Source organism: Deinococcus aestuarii, from assembly GCF_018863415.1.
In the GTDB taxonomy this organism is placed as follows: domain Bacteria; phylum Deinococcota; class Deinococci; order Deinococcales; family Deinococcaceae; genus Deinococcus; species Deinococcus aestuarii.
The window spans coordinates 25575-48530 of record NZ_JAHKSN010000021.1 but is presented as its reverse complement, the minus strand read 5'-3'; the positions used below and the strand labels follow the sequence as shown (position 1 = coordinate 48530).

General features: G+C 69.9%; 10 protein-coding genes. 1 reads left to right on the top strand and 9 read right to left on the bottom strand.

The features are described 5' to 3' along the window. Positions 1-537: 537 nt before the first annotated feature. The 4 genes from IC605_RS19310 to IC605_RS19295 form a co-directional block, all read right to left on the bottom strand. Positions 538-2130 (bottom strand): coiled-coil domain-containing protein, encoded by a 1593-nt coding sequence (locus IC605_RS19310; RefSeq protein ID WP_216328036.1) that lies wholly within the window; start codon positions 2128-2130, stop codon positions 538-540. After that, positions 2127-5663 carry a DEAD/DEAH box helicase gene (locus IC605_RS19305; protein ID WP_343216673.1) on the bottom strand — a complete coding sequence of 1179 codons (3537 nt, stop codon included), beginning with the start codon at positions 5661-5663 and terminating at the stop codon, positions 2127-2129. Before IC605_RS19305 ends, IC605_RS19310 begins: the two co-directional genes overlap by 4 nt. Next, positions 5660-11125, bottom strand: coding sequence for a DEAD/DEAH box helicase (locus tag IC605_RS19300; protein WP_216328034.1), 5466 nt, complete (start codon positions 11123-11125; stop codon positions 5660-5662). The genes IC605_RS19305 and IC605_RS19300 overlap by 4 nt, the downstream gene beginning before the upstream one ends. A gap of 382 nt (positions 11126-11507) precedes the next feature. Continuing rightward, complete coding sequence (locus IC605_RS19295) at positions 11508-12428, bottom strand: phospholipase D-like domain-containing protein (protein WP_216328032.1); 921 nt, start codon at positions 12426-12428, stop codon at positions 11508-11510. A gap of 671 nt (positions 12429-13099) precedes the next feature. Between IC605_RS19295 and IC605_RS19290 the strand changes: the two genes are divergently transcribed. Then, on the top strand, positions 13100-13855 hold the full coding sequence (locus IC605_RS19290; protein ID WP_216328030.1) for a hypothetical protein: 756 nt from the start codon (positions 13100-13102) through the stop codon (positions 13853-13855). Between the two features lie 30 nt (positions 13856-13885). Here IC605_RS19290 and brxL read toward each other — a convergent pair whose 3' ends face one another. The 5 genes from brxL to IC605_RS19265 all read right to left on the bottom strand — a co-directional run bounded on the left by brxL (position 13886) and on the right by IC605_RS19265 (position 22952). Then, positions 13886-15904, bottom strand: coding sequence for a protease Lon-related BREX system protein BrxL (gene brxL / locus IC605_RS19285; RefSeq protein WP_216328027.1), 2019 nt, complete (start codon positions 15902-15904; stop codon positions 13886-13888). Continuing rightward, on the bottom strand, positions 15904-18465 hold the full coding sequence (gene pglZ / locus IC605_RS19280; RefSeq protein WP_216328025.1) for a BREX-1 system phosphatase PglZ type A: 2562 nt from the start codon (positions 18463-18465) through the stop codon (positions 15904-15906). The genes brxL and pglZ overlap by 1 nt, the downstream gene beginning before the upstream one ends. Continuing rightward, positions 18462-19112: an ASCH domain-containing protein gene (locus IC605_RS19275; RefSeq protein WP_216328022.1), complete on the bottom strand. Its 651-nt coding sequence runs from the start codon at positions 19110-19112 to the stop codon at positions 18462-18464. The genes pglZ and IC605_RS19275 overlap by 4 nt, the downstream gene beginning before the upstream one ends. Positions 19113-19179: 67 nt before the next feature. Further along, the gene (locus tag IC605_RS25455; protein WP_216328020.1) at positions 19180-21678 is read right to left on the bottom strand and encodes an AAA family ATPase; all 2499 of its coding nucleotides are present in this window, start codon (positions 21676-21678) and stop codon (positions 19180-19182) included. Beyond that, a complete protein-coding gene (locus tag IC605_RS19265; protein ID WP_216328018.1) occupies positions 21675-22952 on the bottom strand; it encodes an McrC family protein in 1278 nt (425 codons plus the stop codon). Before IC605_RS19265 ends, IC605_RS25455 begins: the two co-directional genes overlap by 4 nt. Between the last annotated feature and the right edge of the window lie 4 nt (positions 22953-22956).

The window sequence follows — 22956 nt, the reverse complement described above, 5'->3', positions numbered from 1 at the left end:
GCCAGGGCCCGATGAGCACGCGGGCGGTAGATCAGGTCTAGGTCGAGACGGCAAACTCTCGGGGACCGTCGAACAATCGGTGGGGTTCACCTGAGGCGTGCATCCACGGCTCCCAGCCCCTGGCATGAACGATGAAGGGCCATGTTCGCGCGTACGTGGGACAACCAACCCCAGCGGAGATGCTCTCAAAGCCAGCCCAGCCACCCGCTCCCCCCGCGTCCCCGGAACACCCACAGCAAGAGGGGCTGCAACCGCAGGACCCACAGCGGCGCACCCAGAATGTCCGCCGCGAAGGGTTCCCCCCATGCCGCGCACTGCCGCAGGATCGCGAGTTCCGGCCCCGCCGGTGCCCAGGTCGCCGAACTTCGTCATGCCGTCCTCGGCCAAGCCGATCGTTGGGGAGAGGCTCGCGACACTGCCCAGCGGAGCGCCTGAAACGGTTGAGGCACGCCATCAATTCGGAACCCGGGGCAGCGCCAGCACGGGCGAGGGCAGGACATGGAGCGCATCTATTCAGGTCTCGCCCCCTTCGGGACCTCAATGCTCCGGCTTTCCGTGAAGCCGCGCCCAGGCCCCCGACTGCCCGAACCAGGACAGGAACGACGTCAGACGGTCACCCGTCCTGGTCACCTGCGCGCCCGCAGCCGCCATGTCGGCCTGCAGGGTGCTCAGGTGGCCTTGCAGGGCCGCTTGGGCGTCCTGCTGCCGCCTTTCCAGCGCCGAAGCACGTTCGGCGGCACGGGCGGCCTCCTCGGCGGCCGCCCGCTCGGCCCGCCGGGTCTCCTGCCGGACGGTATCCAGACCCTGTCGGACGCTGATCTCCAGGGCTTCGCTTCGCTGTTGCAGCTCCGCTCGCACCTGTTGCGTCAACTGGGCCGCTGCGGCCAGTCCGGTGGTCACCGCATCCAGTCCCGTCCGCAGGTGCCCGAGTTCCCGCTGCGTCGTCGCCTGCCCGGACTGGACCCGAGCTTCCAGGTCCTTGAGCCGGGTGTCGAGCCGGACAGCTTCCTGAGTCAAGGCGTTCTCCAACCGCTGCCCGACCTCATCGGTCCGGGCGTCAAGGCGGGCGCTGAGCTGGTCCTGCACGACCTGCAGGTCGGCCAGGGCCTGTCTGGCCTGGTCCTGCTGCGCGGCCCGAAGCTGCAAGACATCCTGTTGCCAGCGGTGCTCCTGGGAACGCACCAGTTGCTCGACCGCCTGAAAGCGGGTGCCGACGTCCAGCTGCAGGGTGTCGGCGGCCTGAGTCAGGGTGTCCAGCCGCTCGGCCGCCGTCTGCAGGTCCGTCCGCAATTGCCCGGTGTCCTGCCGGGCGGCCGCGACTTCCGCCGTGAGCCGCTCGTTCCCGCCCCGCAGGTGCTCCAGCTGTGTCTCCAGGGCAGCCAGACGCGCTTCAAGCTGCGAGGTTCGGGCGACGGCCCGCTCCTCAGCCTCGGTCAAGCGCTGCTCAAGGCGCTGGGAGGTGTCCTGCAGGAGGTCCAACAGGTCTCGCTCCAGCGTCTGGTGCTCACGCTCCAGGGCCGCCGAAACCTCGGCGACGCGCTGGCCCTGCTGCACGACGAGCCCGTGGAGCCGAGCGGACTCGGCCTGCAGGGTCGCATCGACGGTGTGCAGCAGCCGCTGCACCTGCTCTCCCGCCTCTGCCTGGAAGCCTTGTAGACGGGCTTCCAACCCTTCCCGGATCTCCGCGGCCTGCTGTTCCATCCGCCGGGCTGTGGCTGGGAGGGTCTCCAGCAGCGCCTGGAACTGTTCGTGCAGCTGCTGCTGAAGCCCCCCATGCTGCTCGTGCAGGCCCTGCTGGAGTCGAGCCGCGGCCTCCCCCAGGGAAGTCTGGGATTCCTGCGTCTGCGCCGCCAGGTGCCGAACGAGTTCGCCGGACTTCCCCTCCACCTGGAAGACGGCCGCGCCGAGCGCGGCCCGCAGCTCATCCTGGGCCGCCAGTCGCGTGGCCTCCAATGTCCGCAGCGTCTCCTGCTCACGCTGTTCCAGACGCTGGACCTGCGCCACCAGGTCGGGCAACTGCCCCGCGGCCAGCGCGATCACGTCGAGATGCTCCCGCAGCCTGGTCTGCAGGGCCGCGAGTTCCCCCGCCTGGCCCTCGAACCACGTCTCATCCAGATACGAAGCGGTCATTTCCTCACCTTTTCCTGGCGCCGCGCGCCCTGAGTTGTCGTCTTCGGTCTCGTCACCGGACCGGCCACGTCCAGCAGTCCCTGGGCGTGGCGCACCATCCCCAGCAGCGCCCAGCTTCTTTGCAGACGATCAGCCAACCCAGGCTCTTCCTGGCGCAGCACCTCGACCGCCAGCGGCTTGCCCCTGGGGTCGTCGAACGGTCCGCCCACGGCCGCGCACACCCGGACCACCAGCCCGGGCTGGGTCTCCTGCAGTGCCGCGAGGTAGGCATGCAGCTGCTCGGCGGAGGGGGGGCCCCGGCGCATGACCGTGACGGCCCGCTCCACCAGCTGACCGGCGCCCTCCAGTTTCCCGGCCTGCGCCTGCAACGCCGAGCCCACAAACAGCAGGGTGAGGTCGTTGGGCCGCTGCTCCAGCAGGTAGGTCGCGCGGCCCAGAATGCTGGTCGCGGCCCCGGCGGCCACGCACTGTTCCAGGAAGGCGACGACGTGGGGAAGCTTGAAGGCCCCGCCCTGCAACGCCTCGAACGTTTCCCCGACCGCGATCAGTTCCTTCTCCTGGGCACTCAGGGGCTGGCGGGCCCGTTCCACCTCAAAGGCCAGGTCCGGGACGCAGGAGTCGCAAAAGCCGCAGGCGTAGTCCTGGTCGAGCGGAGTCGTCTCGAAAGCGCTGCGCAGGAAGGCCCGGCGGCACTCGCCCGGCGAGAGCGCCGCGAAGCGGTACAGGTTGAGCAGGCTCGCCAGCCGCGCGTCGCGCACCGTCGTGTACAGCGTCTCCAGCAGCCGTGGGGCCCCGTAGGTCACGTAGCCCTTCGGGCCGGTCAGCATGGAGGCCCGCCACTGTTCGAAGCGGCGCAGCGAGGCTCCCGGGGAGCCGCTCATCTCGTCGTAGGCTCGAAGCTCCTGCTCCAGGGCGTCGACCGCCTCCGCCGCCTTCCAGTCGGGGTTGATGGTCACCACGTAGCAGGAGGTCCGTTTCTGGTAGCCCCGCACCAGCCCCAGCGCGACCAGGCGCGCCAGCGCACGCTCGGTGACCCGCTGATCGTGCTGGCCGCCCTTGCCCTTGGCCCAGAAGACGTCCACGGTGCGCCGCCCTTCCACCTGCGCCGTGATCGCCTTGATCTTGTCGAACTCCTCGCGGGCCGAGGGGAAGCTGTTGTTGATGAAGGCCGCCTGCTGCCCCAGATCGCACAGCTCGGTCAGCCGGTAGGGACACTCCAGCTTGTGGTACCCGTCGGCGTTCCGACTCAGGCACGGGAGTGGAACGGGTTCGCCGGGCTTGAGGTTCGTCAGCCGGCCACTGTCCAGCCACTCTGCCCGGCAGCCCGCGTGTGGCAGCACCGTCACCATCGCCACGTGGGCATGCTGACCGTCGCGCCCCGCACGTCCGGCCTCCTGGTAGTAGCCCTCCAGGCTGCCCGACATGACGTGGTGGGCGACCAGACGGATGTTCGCCTTGTCGACGCCCATGCCGAAGCCCTTGGTGGAGACCAGGACCGGCAGGCGGCTGTCCAGAAAATCCTGCTGGGTCTGGGCCACCCGCGCATTCCAGCTCGCCGCCGGCAGGGTGTTGATCTCCTGCCGCTCGAAGTGGGCCTCGCAACGGGTGCAGTACGGCCGCCCGTAATCCAGGAAGAACGCGTGGCTGCCGCAACGGGGACACGCCCCCGGCGACACGCTCCCCGAGACACCCAGGTGTCCGGCCGGGAAGACGGTCCCGAGATGCTCGGCCACGACCGAGTTGTTGCCGCGGAACAGGGCCCGCTCACGGTTCTCGGTGTAGGGCACGAACACGACCGCACCCGCCTCGAAGCGGGCATCCTCACGCCGCCGACCAAGCAGGTCCTTCGGGAAGAGCCGTGGCAGAACCTCGCGGAAGACGTTCGTCAGGGCCGTCAGCCGGGCCTGGGGTCCCTGACGGCCATCCACCGCGTGCACGCTGAAGCTCAGCTCGGGCCGGTCGCTGCTGTGGTGATGCACCGTGTTGTCGCGCGGGATCTCCAGCGCCCGCATGACGTCCTGGCGCACCTGGTCCGAGGCGGTCGCCGTCAAGGCCAGGATCGGCACGGGCTGCCCGGTCCTCGCGCCCAGCTCATGGCTGAGCCGGCGCACGTCCATGTAGGAGCTGCGGAAGTCGTGTCCCCACTCCGAGACGCAGTGCGCCTCGTCCACGGCGATCTGGGCCACCTGGTTGGCGGAGAGCAGCTGCTCGAGGTAGCGGCGGAACTCGTGCGTGCCCAGACGTTCAGGTGCGCAGTAGAAGAGGCGGTAGCGCCCGCTGCCGAACTGCCCGAGCACCTTCCGCTGATCCGCAGTGTCGCCGGTGATGCCCGCCGCCCCCACCACGCCCAGCTCCCGCAGATGCGCGAGCTGGTCCTCGATCAGGGCCTTGAGGGGGCTCACCACCAGGGTGACGCCCGGCTGCAGCAGCCCCACCATCTGGTAGATCGCGCTCTTGCCGTACCCGGTGGGCAGGATGACCAGCAGGTGCTCGTCCCCCAGCGCCCGGGAGAGCGCCTCCGCCTGCTCGTCGCGCAGGGCCGGGTGCCCCAGGAAGCGCGAGAACATGAAGTCGAGCACCTCGCGGGGCCAGACGACCGCCCGCCCGATGCCCTCGGGCTGTGTCATCTGGTGCTGGACGGCCTCGACGCGCTGCAAGACCGTCTCTGCGGCCCAGAAGGCGCCCAGTTCGGCCGGGGCCACCGCGTCCACCGCGCCCACCACCACGTCCGCCGTCTGCACCGGGGTCCACCGCAGGGCTGCCAGCGGGGCGCGCGCTCCGCGCGTGAGGTGCGCCCCCAGGTAGAGCCCCTCCAGTTCCCCGGGGGAGGGGGCGTCCACGACGACGTCCGGCAGCGCCCACTCCTGGCCGCGCAGGGCGCGGGTCGCCACCAGCAGTTCCAGGGCATCCCACAGACCCAGCCAGGGCAGAGGGTCGTCCCCGAGGAGCCGGACCCGCAGCGTGGCCTGCCCGTCGGCGATCGCCTCGCCCAGCCGCGCCAGCCAGGCCAGCGACCACAGCCGCACCTGCACCGGCCCCGCGGTCAGCCAGCGCTCCCAGTGGGGTCCCTCGGGGCGCAGGGTCAGCCCGGCCTTCTTCAGCCGGCGCTGCAGGGACCGGGGGCGCGCGGCCGAGAGCAGCATCTCCGGCTCGAGCTCGGTCTCCTGCTCCCCGGCGGTCCAGTGCAGCGGCATGGCCGGCACGGGCGAGAGGCCCCCCGGGGTGGGGAGCCACCGCTCGAGCTGGGCCATTCCCGCCCGACGCAGGACGTTCCCCCCGGGAGTCAGGGGGTGAACGTCCTCGCCGAGCCCCTGAACGGCCCCCTCAGTCCACGCCGCGAGCGTGACCCCCACCTCGGCCCCGGCGAGCAGGCGCCCGTCCCCCCCCACGGTCAGCGGTGCGCCGTCCCGCCGGGCGAGGCCCAGCAGGGCCTGCTGCAGGTGAAAGGGCAGGCCCACCCAGGGGGAACCCTGCGGCCACCCGCGGGGCTCCCAGCCCACGCGGGCCGCGAGGCCGGCGGCCGGGGCCCTCACGAGCCGCCTCCACCCAGCCGCAGGGCCCCGGCCAGATCGAGGTCCGCGGCAAAGCGCGAGAACACGAGGCCGTCGATACGCCTGGCCTCGTCCAGGTCACCGGGGGGCGCGACCATCAGGTTGGCGACGCGCTCGAGCGGCAGGATGCACCCGAAGCAGCCCTCCCCCTCGCAGGTGCACGCCCGGGCGCGCCCCAGCAGGGCGCGGGCCGCCTCGATCAGCGCCGGCAACGCGTCCTCCAGCGCCCGGGTGATGCCCGTCCCGCCCGGGGTCACGTCCCACACGAGCAGCTCCAGGTCGCCCACCTCCGGGCAGGCCACCACGCCCACGCCGAATTCCTGGGGATCGACCTCCAGCAGGTCCGGGATGGCCTTGACCAGCGCGAGCATCAGGGCGCGGTGCGAGGCGCCGTCTCCTCCCCGGAGCGTGAGCCGCGCCATGTCGGTGGCGAAGGTGTGCCGCTCCAGGTCGTGGGCCTCCCAGCGCCGGGGGTCCTCGGGAAGCGCCGGCAGCTGCTCGGACACCGGCGTCCAGTGCTCCTCCCAGAAGGGACGCAGGGTGGTGCTTCCCCCACACGAACAGGGGCCGGCCACCTGCAGCTCGTGCTCGTGCAGGCTGACCTGCAGCACCGGGACCGGCCGCCGGGGGTCCAGGTCCGGCAGGTGCCGGGGCCGGTCCCGCCCGGGTGCCTGGGCCAGGAGGTCCGGCAGGGTGGTGGTCATCCGCTCCGGGAGGGTGTAGGCGGTCCACAGCGGGTCGTCCGGGCGGCAGGAGGCCGCCCACGGGAGGCGCGCCGTCCAGGGCACCAGGGAGCCCACCTGCCAGGCGTGCTGCCGGACCCGCTCACGGTCCAGCACCTCGACGGCCACGGGTTCGCGGCGCCTCATCCTCGGGGACCGGAAGCGGCGGCCGGTGGACTCGCACAGGGCCTGGGCCACCTGCTCGGCGCACTCCGCCCCACCGTCGGCGAGCCTCACCTCACCGACGCCGACCTCCAGGGAGAGCGGACCGCAGGCCACCGCCTCGTCCAGCCGGGTGGGCAGCGCCCCGAGGCGGATCTTCGCCGTCCGGGTGCGGGGCGCGTACCGGCCCGGCGGGAGCGCGCGCTCCTCCGGCGACCTCACCCGGCAGGCGAGCACCTCCTCGGGGGCCAAGGTATTCTCCGTGACGTCCCGAACGGCGATGATCACGACCGGTTGCGCGAAGGCCCCCGGTTCGTCCCGCAGGGTGCCGCGCCGCCAGCTCAGCACCCGGTAGAAGCGGTCGCCGCGGGCCGCGCGGCCCTCGCGGGGCCACTCCCGGTAGGCGGCCTCCGGGCTGAGGCGCTCGAGCAGCCAGTCAGCCTCCTCGGTGGCGGTGAGGTTCAGCTCGTCGGGTCGGGGCTGGCCCGCGCCGCCCACGGCGACCACCACGTGGGGCTCGGTCCCGTCGCCACGCAGCAGGGGGGCGCGGACCCGGTGCACCGGGAGGTCGAAGACCGGGCGCAGGGCCTCCTGGTCCTCGGGGTGCAGCCCCTCGGGGAAGAGGGTGTGCAGCAGGGCGGGCCCGGAGTCACGCCCGGCGCACTCCGCCTCGTACCGGGCCCGCTCGACGTGCCCGCTCACCAGGATGGGGTTGTGGGGGTGGAGGTAGACCGGCTCGCTGTCACGGGCGAGCAGGTGACGCAGGGTGTCGGGGCGCGCGTAGTAGAAGTCCGCCGGCGAGTCGCCGGGCAGAAAGGCGAGGTGGCCGGTCCCGGCGCGCCCGGCCCGGCCGACCATCTGCTTGAAGCTGTTGCGCGACCGCGGGAAGCCCACCACCGCGACCATGTCCAGGTCTCCGATGTCGATCCCGGCTTCCAGGGTGCTGGTGGAGGCCGCGATCAGGGGCCGCGCGTCCTGGTCACGCAGCCGCTCAAGCTCGGCGTGGTAGTTCTGCATGCCGCTGTAGAAGGCGAAGGCTGTGGGGGCCGCCCGGTGGTCCGCCTCGTGGCGCAGCTCGCGCGCGATCTCGCGCGACGCCGCCCGGCTCCCCGCGAAGATCAGCCCCTTGCCCTGCCGCTGGCGGATCACGTCGCCGAAACCCCGCAGGGCTCCCAGGTGCGAGCGGTGCGTCCTCCCCGCCCGCGGCTGCGCCACGTAGAGGTGGCGGGGGTAGCGGGGCGCGGTGGACGCCCCGGCGACCCGGAAGGTGTCACGCCCCGTCAGCAGCCGGGCAAAGGCCACCGTGTTCTGCAGGGTGGCCGACGAGAGGATCAGGGTGGGCGGCACCGGGCACAGGGCCAGCAGGCGGCGCAGGAAGCCCGACATGTGCGCCCCGAAGGGGCCGCGGTAGGTGTGCGCCTCGTCCAGCACCACGTAGCGCAGGCCCGCCGCGAAGGCGTGGACCCACGGGCGGTCCAGGGCGTGGTTCAGCTTGTCGGGCGTGGCCACCAGGAGGCGGGGCACGCCGTCGGTGGGATCCACGTCTTCTCCGCCGTAGTGCCGCCCCAGGGAGGGCGCGTCGTCTCCCATCCGTCTCCGGACGCCCTCCAGCGTCTGCAGCTGGTCGGCCGAGAGGGCGCGCAGTGGGTAGAGGAAGAGCGCGTTGCCCCCCTGGTGCAGCACGCCCTCCAGGACGCCCGGCAAAAAGGCCAGGGTCTTGCCGCTCGCCGTCGGGGTGGAGAGCACCACGTCGTACCCGCCCGCGCGCGCCCCGCGGATCAGCCCCAGGGAGAGGGCCTGGTGGAGGTAGAGCCCGCCCTCACGCGCGCGGGGGTCGAGCCCGGCCACCACCCGGGGGTCCAGGTCCAGACTGCCCAGGGGGACGCTCACGCCGTCCCGCGCGCCCGCGTGCTCGGGGGCAGGGACCGCTTCCAGGTCGCCCAGGTGCAGGGCCCGCTGCACCTGCTCCGCCCGGACCGGCACGGGGCGGGGCGAGACGCCCCGCGCCTGCAGGTCCTGCGCGAAGCGCGCGAGCACGGCGTCGTGCAGGGCGCCCGGCAGTTCCGGGGGCCAGGTCCGGCCGGTCCAATCCAGCAGGGTCTCCAGGGGCAGGGAGCGGCAGACCACCCGAAACTGTGCCTTGGAGAGCCGCGCGGCCCGGTCCGCGAGGGCCTCCGGTCCTCCGGCCAGGGCGTCCACCAGCGAGGCCGACCAGCTGTCGGGCAACCACGCCTCGACCTGGCGCTCGGGCGGCAGAGCCCACACCGGCACGAAGGCCGGGCCCTCCCGCAGCCCCACCAGGCCGTCCAGCTCGGCCGGAAGACGGCCCTCCTCGAGGCCGGGAACCGTGAGATCCATGTCCTCGCCGGTCTCCAGGTCACGCAGGACGCCGCCGTGAAGCACCCAGGGGCGGGCGTCGGCGGACAGGCCCTGATCCGAGGTCAGCAGCACGACGTCGCGCGGCAAGGCGGCAGCCGGAGCCGCGTTCCCCGGCCCTTCCGGCACCAGCGAGGCCATCACCCGGCGCGCCTCCGCCAGCGTCTCCCCGGGGTCGCCGTCCCCCAGAGCCTCTTGCAACTCTTCCAGGGCGTCGCGGATGCGCTTTTGCATGCTGCGCCGCAGGGGCTGGTCGGCGGCCGGGAGCAGCGGCAGTTGCTGGCCCCAGCGCTCCAGCAACCCCTCCATGCGGGTGACCAGCGCCCCCGGCTCCAGGTTCCAGGCGGCCGGGTCAGGTTCCGCGGCAGGCCGCTCGGGTAACGAGGCCCCCGGGGGAATCTGGCCGCCCCGGAGCTTGTCCACCGCGATGCGCGCGAGGGGCGAGCGGGCGCCGGCGCGGTCACGTTGACGCCACGCGACGGCACGGGCCATGACACCGCCGGCCGGGGCAGCGGAAGCGGCGCTGAGGGCTTCGAGGCGTGCCAGCACGCCCTCCAGCTGCTCTTGCAGGTCGGCTTCCCGCCGCTGGAACTGCGCCTCCTGCTGCTGCCGCGCCTGCCGGGCACTTTCCCGCTCGCGCTCGAGCAGGTCAGCCTGCGCCTGCTGGGCTGCCTCCAGCGCCCGCTGCGCCTGCTGGGCACGCGTCTTCCAGGACTCCAGGCGCCTGCGGGCGGCCTGCACCTGCCGGGCAAAGACCTCCTGGCCAGCCTGCCGCGCGGCCGCCTCGGCGAGTTCCTGCTGCACCCGGGTATGCTCGGCGCGCAGGGCCCCGAGTTCCGCCTGCTGCTGGTCACGCTCCGCCTCCAGGGCGCGCAGCCGCTCGAGGTGGCCAGGCAGTTCGCTCTGCAGGCGGGCGAGGTCGCGCATCGTCGCCGCCGCTCGCTCCTCGGCCTCCCGGGTCTGCTGCTCCCCGCGTGCGGCCGCCTGCTGCAGGGCCTCCATGCGGCCGAGCTGGTCCTGCCGCTCGGCCTGCAACTCCGCGATGCGGGCCTGGTCCTCCGGCCGGTTCAGGCTGAGTGCGGCGAGCTGGGCATCCGCCTCGGTGACCCGGGCCTCGAGCTGCCGGACACGTTGGAGGTCCGCGGCGCCCTGGGCCCGCAGCCGCTCGAGGTCCCGCGCCTCCTGATGCTGGCGGCGCTGCACGCGCCGGACTTCTTCCTCAGCCTGACGCCGGGCCTGCTCCGCCTGCTCGACCAGCCGCTGCACCTCGCGGGCATGGTCGGCCCGCATCTGTTCCATCCGGTCCTGGAGCTGCAGCACCTCGCGTTCGGCCTGTGCCACGCCCCGCGAGGACACCACCGGGTCGAAGTAGAGTTCGCCCAACTCGATGAGCCGCGTCTCCGCTTCCACCTCCAGCACCCGTTCCTGCGGCGCGTGCAGGGTGGAGGGCAGCAGGCGCAGGGTCAGGCGCGTGCCGGGGCGGACCGTGAAGGAGAAATTCCCGCGGGTGTCCACCTGCAGGGGTCGCTTCAGGCCAGTGGCCTCCACCTGAACACGCTGCAACGCCGTTCCGGTGGTGCGGTCGACGGTCTTGCCGGTGATCTCGGCGACATCGATGGGGGTCAGGCCGAGTTCCTCGGGGAGACCCAGGTAGTCCCCGGGCTCCCAGACCCGCTCGTCACTGCGAAGGGCGCGCAGCGCGCCGAGGAGCTGGGCGTTGCCCAGGGCGAGGTTCACCCAGTTGTCGGGACCGATCCGACACTCCGGGTGGGCCGCAGGAATCAGGACCAGCGGGTAGACCTTCAGGCGGTGGGCCCTCACGCCGCGGCGCCCGCCCAGCCAGGTGTGAACGTCCTTGGCGATCCGGTTGGCCTGCTGGTAGGGATTCTCCTTGCGTCCCCCCTTGGGATTGCTGAACGCGTTCAGAACGCCGCCGTCGTCGGTCTTCCAGGTGCCGCTGGCGCTCCCGATCACCGGGTTGCGCTTGTCCTTGACCTCGATGACGTCGACGCCGCCGGGGCTGAGAATGACGCAGTCGGCCTGACGGCGCTTCCCACCGTCGCTGACGACCTCGACCAACGCCAGGGCGTCGTCGCGCTCCTCGAGCAGGGCCTGGAGCTGCTCGAACAGGCCCTTCGGCAAACTGCTGACCGTGTGGTTCGGGCCGGCATAGATGCGGGTCACCTGCGTAGGGTCTTTCTGAGGGTTTGGGGCCTGCCGCGCTTCATCGGCCCCATGCTAGTCAGCCTCTCTTGCTGTTCTCTCTCAACGGGCGCCCCTGCCGCCACGCTGTCGCGGGATGCGGGCGGCGGGCAGGGACGTGGCCCGCGGCCGGCGAACCTTGTTCCCCGGCCTGGGCAGGTCGCCCAGCAGCCTGGCCTGGCAGACCATGCAGCAGGTGAGCCAGCAACTCGACGCGCGCCCGGAAAGCTGACGGAGCCCTCGGTGGGGCGGCCAACGCGGGTGGACCACCGGGGCTTGTTCCTGTGCCCGGGCACGCCGGCACCGTTGGGCCGCCTCCGCGTCCGGAGGCGGTGCTCACCCGCCCGACGGGTCGGGAACGGCCTTACTCCAGCGGGCGCGGCAGGTTGCGGGCCTGGACGACACTCTGGGCCAGCGGGTCGTCGGGATCGTGGAGGTTGGGCAGGGGCACGCCGAACTGCACGGCGAGTGCGAACGGGTCTTGCCGGACATAGGCGCCGAAGGCCTGTCTGGCGTCGGTGAGGAGGTCTGGCAGCGGGCGGGCTTGAGCCCGGTGGGCCCGGGCAAATTCCAGGAATGCCGCCTCAAAACGCTCCAAGAACTTGGCTTCCAGGTGGGGCCCTTGCGCTTCCAGCTGCGGTCCCAGCTCGTGCTGGGCCTGCCGTTGAAGGGACCGGAGTCCCCGTTCGATGCCGTTCCGGTTCGCCACCGGCAGCACGTACAGCCCGGGTGACCCGTCGACCGGGACCGCTAGGGTCTCGAGTCCTCGCTGCGCCCGGTGCTTGAGCCGCCGCAGCCGCCGGGCCAGGTCCGCGTCGCTGGCGATGAACTTCACGGCCGGGTAGCTCACGCCCGGCAGGTTCGGCATTCCCAGCCACCTCGGGGAAAGGGTCAGCTGCCCGTTCAGCAACTTGAAGCCCACCTGCAGTGTCAGGGTCGAGAGGGCCTGCTCGGCGAGCAGGGAGGCGTACACCTCCCGGTCCTCCTGAAGCCGGATCACCTCTCCCTCGGTGGCGGGGCGGTCGAAAGGCTCGCTCCTGTCCCAGAGGGCATGCAGCCGGTGCAGCCCGCTGGAGGTCAGCGGGTGTGGGCCGCTCATCGCCTCGTAATTGCCGTGGCCCCCCGTGTCCCCCTGCCGGCCGCGGCGGGTGAGATTGGCGCTGCCCAGCCACACCACTCCCCCACCCGGCGTCTCGCGGGCGTACACCTTCGCGTGCAGGTGCGAGCACCGCCTGACCTCGACCCGTCGGTCCAGGAACTGCTGCACCGCGCCGAAGCTCGACATTCGGTTCAGGAAGTCCTCCGGGCGTCCTCGCAGGAGCAACCGGTCCCCAGGTCGGACCAGGTTCAAAAGGCCTTGCAGGTCCGTGTCGCCGCTGTTGACCCAGGGCGAGACCAGCCACCGGCTGCCAGGTCCTTCCAGGTCGGCCAGGGCGGTCTGCCAGCCGCTCCCGATATGCACAAGATCAGGAATGAGGGAAATAAGCTCAGGATCGCGGGAAGGGGGACGGTTCAGATGGAGCCTCCAAAGGTGGGGTGTGCTCGTCTTGGCAGCGGCGGGCTGTCGGTGCGGACACTCCCGCCCAGGCGCTGGAGGAAATCGAAGATCACGGCCAGAGGGACGGCAGACATGACCGGGGGCGACGTTCGCCCAGGCTGTGTCCTGCTTCCGGGCGGGGAACAGCCCCGCTGCACGCTCAACGCCTTGAACACCGCGTCCACGGGGTCACTGTAGAAGGTGGCCTAGACCTTGGAGAAGCGCTCAGCCGATCTCACCCGCTTCCGGACGGGACGGGCGGTGGGCACGCGTGGCTCCCAGTAAGCGGTGACAACCTAGCACCACAACCTACGACTGACCTCCGTTCTTCATGGGATTAAGGGTGAAAGCGTCCGCGGCTCCCGGCTCTTGAGAAGATTTGCGGCTGCCCCTTGATACTGAAGTTTGTAAGCTGACACATGGCACTCTCGCTGAATTTGAATCGTGCGGGAACCCGGCTGCCCCTCAACGTTCCTGTCGTGGTGAACGGTCAAGGCGCCACGTTGACAGGCTGCTGGAGTGACGGCTACGTGGAGGTCCATCAGGGCCACCAATCGCGCATCGTCAACGTCGTGGACCTAGCGCGGGAGGAGCCGGCCCTGATCCAAGCCTTGAGTGTGCTGGTCCAGCACGTCTGCTCAGATCAACTGGCAAATGCGAAGATTCGCTTGATGAGCACGGCCGCCGTCAAGGCGAGCAGGATCACAAGAAGCAACAATGCTTCCCACCGCCCACATCAGGCGTCACACGATCAGCGGGCCCCCGGGTGGAAAACGAACCGCACACAGGGCATGGTGCTGCTGTGGAGTCAAGTGGGCGACCTGACGCTGGAGGGCGTGACTCCCGATGGACGGGAGTGGCTGATCTGTGGGCACCACGTTCCATTCACGTTGATCGTAGAACGCTGTCCAGACCTTCTCCCTGAGCTGCTCCTCGCGGCCCGTCCCGCTCTAAGAAACTTCGCTGGATTTGTCCAGGCCGTTCGCGCAGAGTCCCCTTCCCTCCGGACGCACCCGAGGTTCCGTGAGCCGCCCACCGCGACCAACGTGGTGCTGAAGCACGCCTCCACCGGGTTTGAGTGGGTCGCCGACGCGTTGGCGGCGCACCGCAGATCCCCGCCGGCGGAACTGCCGTTCTTAAGACCCTTGCATAACCGTGCTCGGCACGTCCGCTAAATACTTGCCTGCGACAGGGGCGGCTGCGCCCTATTGCACGCCGAGCGCCTTGAACACCGCGTCCACCGGGTCGCTGTAGAAGGTGACCTGGAACTTGGAGAAGAGCTCCGGGGGCACGGTGGCGAGGTCGGCAGCAGAACTCATGGGGAGCAGCACCCGTTTCCCCCCGGCGTCCAGGGCGAGTTGCAGGCTCGCGGCGAGGTTTTCCACTGAGCTGATGGTCCCGCCCAGTGTCATCTGCCCGAGCAGGACGAGCTGCGGCTGAAGAGCTTTGCCCAGCGCAGCAGAGCACAGGGAGATCAGCAGCGCAAGGCTGATGTGTTTCGGTGCGCCGTTGCCCTGCACGTCCACCAGGTGCAACAGGTAGTCCGAGCCGTCCGGGTTGATGCCGCCGCTGACCCGACTGGAATTCGCCTTGAAGTAGTTGAACGCGATGTTCACCGCGTCGCGCGCCGCAGAGGCGCTCGCCGTGCCGGTCCGGACGAGTCGCCCGTTGCCAGGTGTGGCCTGCAACTCCACCCGGTACAGACCGAGCATGCCGCCCTCCGCTGGACTCACCGCATGGGCGTGCCCTGCCTGTAGCGGCCCTTCAGGAATCAGGGCTCCGCTCGACTGCTCGGGAAGCGTCACGTGGTGCTCGTCCAACGTCTCGAGGTCGATGTAGCTGAAGTGCACGTCGTAGAACTCCATACCGCCGATCTTCTTGAGCTGCTCCTTGACCCGGCGGCGCACGCCCAGGGCATACACCAGGGCGTCGCGGACATCCTCCTTACCGCACTGTCCGTCCGGGTGCAGCAGCTTGAGCAGCCCCGAGGTCGTCTTGCGCACGGCCCGCACGTCACGCTGATTGAGGTTATTGCCCAGCCGGAAGTGGCGGTCGATGGCGTCCGCGTAGGACACTTTGCGCAGCTCCCGCACCCACTCCGCGAGGTAGTCCACGATGAAGCCGTACTGGGTGGTGAAGCTCTCCGGGCGGAACTTGGGGATTTCCCAGCCGGGGATGTAGGCGTGAATGCGGTCAAAGAACGCCGTGTCGATCATCGCGGGCGGGAAGGGTGCGAGCAGGTGCGAGGTCTTCACCAGGCTCTCCACGCTCTGGTTGATGTTCCCGACGAACACCATGCTCGCGGGCGCAGCAATTTCCGCCTTGCCCCGCGCAAAGGACCCGGAGTTCATGAAGTCCTTCATGATCTGGATGCCATCATTGTCCTTGAAGTTGATGCCCGCCACCTCGTCAAAGGCGACGACGTCCCACAGGCCGACCAGCCCGACCTGCCGCCGGGCCATATTGTAGAAGAGGTTCGCCACGGTCGTCTGCCCGCCGCTGATCAGAATGCTGTTGGGGCTGATCTCCTTGTACACATGGCTTTTGCCGGTGGAACGCGGGCCGAGCTCGACCGAGTTGTAATTGTTCTCCGCGAGGGGCACCATCCGCGCGAGCAGGTGCCACTTGACGTGCTGGGCGAACACGGTGGGCTCCATGCCCACCGAGCGCAGCAGCACGTCCATCCACTCGGCACGGGTGAATGCCGCGCGGCCCGCCCGCAGCTCCTCCATGTCGGTGGCCGGCATCTGGATGGGCTTGAGGCTGGCGAGGAGAAAGGGGCTGGGCTTGTGGCTCGCGTCGTACTCCAGTTGCAGGATGCACCAGATGCCGCCCGCCAGCAGTTTCTCGTACAGCTGGATGACCACCGCGTCGACCTCGACGCCCGCCACGCCCAGGTTCATCAGCTCGACCTCGTAGCGGTCGGCCTTCTCGTTGAGCCGCGCGCTCACCCGGTCGATGACCGTGTACCGGCCCAGTTCCCGCACCTTGCTCTTGACCTTCTCGGCCTCGTCCGGGCGGACGTAGTTCTCCGCGAGGATGCGCTTGACGCGGGTGACGCCCTCCTCGATGGTGGCGTCATCGTCGGTGGCGCAGTACATCCCCAGCAGGTACTCCAGCACGTAGATCGGGACGTTCGCGCCCTCCTTGATGCGGGCGGTGAGGTCCTTGCGCACGACCTTGCCAGGGTAGGTAGCGTTGAGCTTGCCGTTCAGGTCGTCCACTAGAAGTCTCCGAAGTCATTCTGAAAAGCGATGGCAATTGTCCACGGTTCGCGCAGGAGTTCTACGCCGTCCTCCGTGTCCGTGACGCTGAGAAAGTAGGTGGCGCCGACGTCTGGACCCTGCAGGGTGACGGACAGCCGGGCGACCTGCTCGCGCTCGGACGGGTGCGGGCTGGCGCTCTCGAAGGTGAGCTGCTTGACGTCGGTCACCTCCCGTCCCGCGGCGTCCACCAACCTCACCGTGACGGTGCGGGGCCGCACCCGTTCCGCCACCGCCTCGGCCTGCACGAACGGCACGCTGAACAGGGTGTTGGTGACGCGCCGGGAGCGCGCGACCACCTCCACGCCGACCTTTCGGCTCGCCTGCGGCCCCCCGGCCGCGCGCTTGTGGCGGTACGTGAGCACCGGCACCACCATCTCCTGCAGGCTCGCGCCGCCGTGCACGTACTGCGCCCCGCCGCCCGCCACCCGGTAGCGCAGGGTGCCTCTGGGAAATAGCGCGGTGACCGGCGCCGTCATCGGTTGGTACGCCTCCAGAGACACACGCAGATTGCCCTCGGCGGGCGGCAGGTTCTGACCGAGCACGCTGCGCCGCTCGGCGCTGACGTGGGCACCCTTTACGGGCAGGGCGAGCTTGTCCGCCTCCTCGACCACCTGTCGTTGGTACAGGAAGCCGTGGTCGCTCGTGACGATCACGGTGGAGGTGTTCAGGCTGTTCGCCAGGCGTTTCACCGCCCGGGCGAGCACCTCTAGCGCGGCCTGGCAGGCGGAGAAGACGTCCCGTTCGCTGGCGGGCTTGTCCCCGACGACGTCGATCGCGTCGTGGTAGAGGTAGATCAGGCGCTTGCCCTCGAAGAGGGCGCGGCCCTCGTCGACGCTGAGGGCCAGCAGGTGGTCGAGCTTGAGGGTTGTGCTGGGAAATCCCGCCCGGGCGAGCTGTGCGGCCCGGTCGTCAGCGCGTGTCGGCTCCCCGTCCCGCAGGACATGGTCCCCCTCGGCGTCCCAGGTCAGCCGCTGCCCCGGAAGCAGGGCGGCCATGCCCCAGCGGGTCTGGCTGGGGAGGGTGGACAGCATGCCGCCCAGGGTTGGGTCCCCGCGCAGGTCCGCGATGATACGCTCGCGCAGTTCCGTGGCCACCTCGTAGCGCAGGGCGTCGCTGATGATGACGACCACGCGGTCCCGGTCGTTTTTCACCAGCAGGGGCTGGGCGTGCTGGCTGAAAAACATCCACTGCCGCTGGGCAGGTTTCAGCCGGTCCGGCAACCGCTCGTCGAAACTGTCCGTCCAAGCCCCGTTGACGCCCTCTAGAAACCAATGGACGTACACGTCCTCCACGGCCTTTGTCAGCCCCGCGAGCAGGTCGCCGGGCGTGCGGTCGAGGGCGGTGACGTACTGCCGGTAGAGCCGGTCGAAGACGTGCAGATGGGCAGCGTAGCCCTCAAAGAGCACCGCAGCGTCGGCAGGAAACGTGCCGCTGAACAAGCGGCGCTGCTCGAACAGCCCCGCGGCGGCGATCACGGCCGCGTACTCGGCGGCGTAGCGCCCGGCGTGGTGCAGGGTCTGCCGGGTGCGGGCCACCGCCAGCACGCCCTGCAGGTTGATTCCGGAGGACTGAAGGGCCCGCACGAGGGCCCGCAGCGCCACCCGCTCCAGCACGGGGAACGTGTCGGCGTGCTGGTACGCCTCCGGCTCCTGGCCCTGCGCCCAGGCCTCGATGCCGAGGTCTGCCTCGACCTCCAGGGTGAGTTCGGTCAGGCGCGGCGCGTCCCGAACGTCCCGCTGCCACGCGGAGATCAGGGCGTAGGCGGGCGTGGTGTTCGGCAGCCTCATGCCCACCAGGGCCGGGGGCACCATTCCCCCGAGCTGCTGTCCGAGGTGGGAGACCAGCAGCGACAGGAACAGCCGCCGCAGGGTGGGAGCTTCCGCGCGAAACAGCGTGACCTGCCCGGCGAGCTCCCAGAACGCCCCCACGAGACCCAGCCGCGAGAGCTCGGCCCACACCGGGTTCTCGGCCTCATCCAGGCCCCCGGCGAGCACCCGGCGCACCACCAGCGAGCCCTCTGCGACCTTTTCTCCCACGGCCACGGCGAGGAGACCGGTGAGCAGGCCGCGCTCGTCCACATCCGGGGGCAACATCAGCCCCGTGAGGTCACTGATCCGCTTCTTGCTCGCGAAAAACTTCGGGTGGGCACGCACCACCGCCTCCAATGACCGGCGGCGGTACCCGAGGTCCGCGAAGACCATTGCCGCGCGATCGGCATTGAAGAGCACGCCGGTGCATTCCAGGTCGAGCAACCAGTTTTCGGTGGGCGGCGGTGGCGGTCCAGGTGAGTAAAGCAGGAAGGGCTGCTCCGGCTCCTCGACGACAAGGCGGCGCTTGAGGGCGAAGGGCGTCCCGGAGAGGGTGAACACCTCCACGCCGCTGAGGTGCAGTTGCGAGATCTCCTCCCGGAAGTCCCCCTCCGGGTCGTACCAGAACACCAAGCGCCTCCCGTGGTGTGCCCAGCGGCGGTCGTCCTCGAACAGGGCCTGGAGCGCCCCCCGCACCCGCTCGGGGTTCAAGAAGACGCCCCAAGCGTCACGGCACGGACGGCAGGCCCCACCTTCCCCATGGGTACACGGAAGATGCCCGCGGCACCGGAGTAGGCGATGGGCGCCTGGAAGCGACGCGGATGGGCGAGCTGCCACGCGTACAGGCCCTCTTCCCCCTCCACCTCCTCGACGCCGACCACGTCCACAAGGCCGACCAGCGCGCGGTAAGGGAGGGCGTCCGTGTCGACATCCAGCCCCTCGAAGTTCTCCGGGACGACCGTGCCAGAGGCGTGCAGCAGCAGGGGCCCCATCTCCCGCAGCCGGCGGGAGCGGTACTCCAGGTTCTTCTCGCCGCGCAGGATCAGCTCGACCCAGGGCTGCTGGATGCTGAGGGCACGCAGGGTCTCTGCCGACAGGTCGACAGGCGCGGGTCGGGCGGGGAAGGCGAACTCCGCGCGCTGCGGCAGGTCCTCCGGTGGGAGGGCGATGACCACCTCAAAGGACACCTCCAAACCCTCGGCGGCCAGCCGTTCGGCCACCTGCTGTTGAAGGGCCTGCATGGTGTCGGCCACGCCGAAGTGGGCCCAGAACTCCTCGAACGAGACGACGACTTCCCCCGCCTCGCTGGCCTCGACGCTGCGGATAACTTCCTCAATGGCCTTCTTGCTGATCTTCATGCACGACGCTCCCGTAATCCGTGATTTTACGGTCGGGCCGTCCCGTCCGCTCGGCGAGGAGGACTTCTTACGCAGAGGATATGGACGCCCCACCGGTCCCTGTGAATTTCACCAGTGCGGCGATGAGGTCGTCGTCACCTAACCTCACCTTCCCGGTCGCGTCGTCGTGGAGGGCCTCCCCCAACAGGCTGCGGAGTTGCTCGTCTCGGGCGTAGAAGTATTCCTGAAGCAGTGGCACGAGCTTGTGCCGCCAGCGGAACGACAGGTCACGGACGCTCAGGGTCGGTCCCATCAGGTAGGCGTGGCCGACCCGGTGATCTGGGTCGAGCGCCGCGGTGAGGCCTTCGTTCAGCGTCGTGAGGAGCCGTTCGGGGGACAGCCCTGTCCCCTCGACCAGCCCCTTCAGGAGTTCCGGCCTGGGCGGCACCTCGATAAAGGTGAAGCGGCGCCGCAGGGCCACGTCCATCAGCGTGATCGACCGGTCCGCCGTGTTCATGGTGCCGACGATGTACACGTTGCTGGGCACGCTGAAGCGGTTGTCCGGCGCGTCAGAGTACGGCAGGGTGACCGCGTAGCGCCCCAGGGTGCCGGGTTCCGCCCGCTTGTCGTCCTCCAGCAGGGTGATCAGCTCGCCGAAGGTCTTGGCGGTGTCAGCGCGGTTGATCTCATCGATGATCACCACGTGGTCCTGGTCGGGGTTCTCGTGGGCGGCACGGCAGATGCGTTTGAATGCCCCGTCCCTGATCTCGAAGCCCCCGCTGCGGGTCGGACGCAGGCCCTCCACGAACTCCTCGTAGGTGAAGGCCGGGTGGAACGTGATCAGGTGCAGGCCGGGGGAGAGAGCCGTGTCCCCCGGCAGTTCGGCGACTTCCGGCTGTTCGTCACGCAACCGGGCGACCTCAGCCCGCCCCCCCTCGGTCAGGGTCCAGGCCGATGACGCGGGGTCATTGCCCGACCGGGTGAAGACGGAGGGCCTGTGCCGATCCACCGTCCCGCCGTCTTCCGGGCGGGAGTGGCTCTGGAGTTGCCGCCAGACCGTGCTGCTCACGGAGTTGTTGTCGGGGCGCTGACCGGCGAGCGCCTGCACCTCGGGATGCTGGAGGAGTTGGGGGACGGTCGCCTCTTCCAAGTCCGAGAGCGCCAGGGCAATGACCTCCCACCACCGCTGGGCCTTCGCAGGGCGAGATGACACGGTGGTGGTCTGGGGAGAGCCCAGCCACGCCTGGGCGAACTCGCGTGCCGTGAAAGTCTTGCCGGTGCCCGGCGGTCCGTACAACACGATGTTCCTCGTGTGAGAGGCTACATCCATGAGGTACTGCACCTCCTCGCTCCACACGGCATTGGGGGGTCGCACGTCCCCTGACACGCCTCCAGCCCAACCCAACTCCTCCAGCCGGGCGGTGTTCTCCGGCGAGCCGTCCCGCGCCGCGTACGCCCCGAGGACGGCCTGAAGGGTCGATTCTGGCAGAGAGGTGACCGTCTTGACGGCCAGCAGGGGGAGATCCGCGGGCAGTAGCAGTTCAGCCGTGAGCAGCCACCGCACACGCCGGGCATGGGCCCAAAAAGGCGAACGGTCCCCCAGGATTTCCGGGGTCATCGGGTTGAATTCTGCGCCTGGCGCCAGGTATGGCCCGTCGATCAGCCCGACCGCGGCCACAGTTTTCATTCCCCGGTTGACGAGCACCACGTCGCCCTCACGCATACGGTGGGCAAAGTTGACGGCCGAAGACGCAAAGCCGCGGTCATCGCCCACCTCGGCGAGGGCCTCCGGCATATCCTTTGGCAGAACGGTGCTGAGGTCGGGCAGGTGTGACCCGATGAACACCGCGTCCCACTTCAACGCGTCGCCCAGGAAGGCGGACCCCTCCCCTACCGCCACCTTCCAGACCTGACGTCCGAGGGAGTCGGCCAACTTCACCGGCGGAAACTCACTGTACAGGAAGCGCATCAGGCCCACGGTGTCGTAGGGCTCCGTGCCCGGCACCGTCCGCAGGAAGGAGAGCAGTTGGTGATTCAGGGCTGCCTGGTCGCCGGAGGGTTCCTGTCCGAAAGCGCGCAGGAACCCCTGCAAATGCTCGGGGTTGGTGATTGGCAGCAGCCGGTCCGGGAAATACAGCGTCAGGGGTTTGAGGCGCAGGCTGTAACGCGACTCGCCCATCGACGCTGTCGCCTCGTCAAGCCCGACGATGTCGCCCCCCTCAAGATGCTCGGCACCCTCGGCAATGGCGCCCAAAATGCGGCTGCGGGCGTCCTCAGGGCTGCTGAACGCGGCATTGACGACGTACTCCTGCTGCTTCTGGCTCCAGTACACGCCGAATTTGCTGGACGTCCCGCCACGAATGCTGCCGAGCATCTGAGTTTTCTGTTCGAGCCAGTAGCAGAAGTTGTCGGCGTCCCCGCGCCCGATGGCGTACTCCTCCAATGGAAGGTCCTGCAGCGTCTCCAGCGGAAAGCGTGTCTGAAATGCCTCTCGAATAGCACGGTGTTCGTCGGAGACCGTCGTGGGATGGGTCTCAGCCCATGCCCGAAGGCGGGTCGAGAGCTGCTCAGGGGAAACCGTCTTCACAAGTGGAGTCCTTGAGTTTGGAGATGGGCGCGGAGTTGCTGGTGCAGTTGCTCCCGGTGGGTGCGGAGGTCGGGCTTCAGGTCGAGACCGGCGGCGGAGATCCGCAGCGGCGGGGCGCGGGTCGCCTCCAGTGGGCCGAATCCCACCTCACCCGGGTAGAGCAGCAGGACCCGGTCGCAGCCCAGGTGACGGGCGTAGGCGTACATCTGGTACAGGTCTCCCCCACCGGGCTGGCCCTCTGGCCGCTTGTTCTTGAAATCCACGATGAGACGCACCTGTCCGCCCTGCGTAATCGTCAGGTCCGGCTTGAGTTGCTGAACATTCCCCGAAAAGAGGTACTCCCCCGCGGCCCCCGGGCGCTGGGGATGCCCGACGTACCCAGTGCCCTGCAGGACCTCCTCGACGAGGACCCTTTCCAGAAACCGCTCGTACAGGCGGTCCATGTTGAAGGTAAAGGCCTGGCCCCGCCACTCGCCGGCCTCCTGAAAGGCGCCCCAGCCCTCCAGGAGCAGCCACACCAGGTTCAACGCGGGCTGGTACCGGCGTTGCAGGCGGTTGAGCGTGAAGGCCTCCCGGTCGCGCGGCACCGAGGGCCAAGACGTGACGCCCGCCCCCTGCAACCAACCTCGCAATTCCGCGACCTGCTGGCGCAGGCGGGGGGTGGAGACCCGGGCCGCGAGCCGCTCCAGCACCAGCAGGAACAGGCGGTTGACCGGGTGGTTGGTGGTGAGGTCGGCGTACTCGACCGGGAGCCTCGACGGGTCGCCGCGTCGCAGGTAGGCGGCCACCCGCAGGCGGCCCCGCAGGACGGGGAGGTCCTCCTGCACCGTCTGGGAGCGCCGCAACAAGCCCCGGTGCAGCTCGGGGCGCAGGGTCGCCAGCAACAGGGCGGCCAGTTCGTCTTGGAGGTCCGTCGAGTCCAGGTTCAGGTGGGCGGGGGGCAGCGCCCAGTCCCGGCCCTGCGTGCGGGCCAGCATGAAGAGCGTGTTGCGGGTGCCGATCTCTGCCTTGGGCACGACCTGCACCGTGAAGGTCGCCAGCGCGAAGACGCCCACGTAGGGTCCTGCCTCCAGGCGCGTGCCCTGCGGCGTATCGACGATCTGAAATGCGCCCCCCCGACGCTTGTTGACACGGAACACGGCGACGCGGTCGGCTTGGGTCAGGTGCGGGAGCAGCAGGGCCTGCCGTTCGGCCATCACCCGAACGGGCCTGGCCTCGCCCTGCCCCTGGGGGGCGACGGGAGGAGCTTGCAGCGAAGGAGACGTGACCGCCATGCCT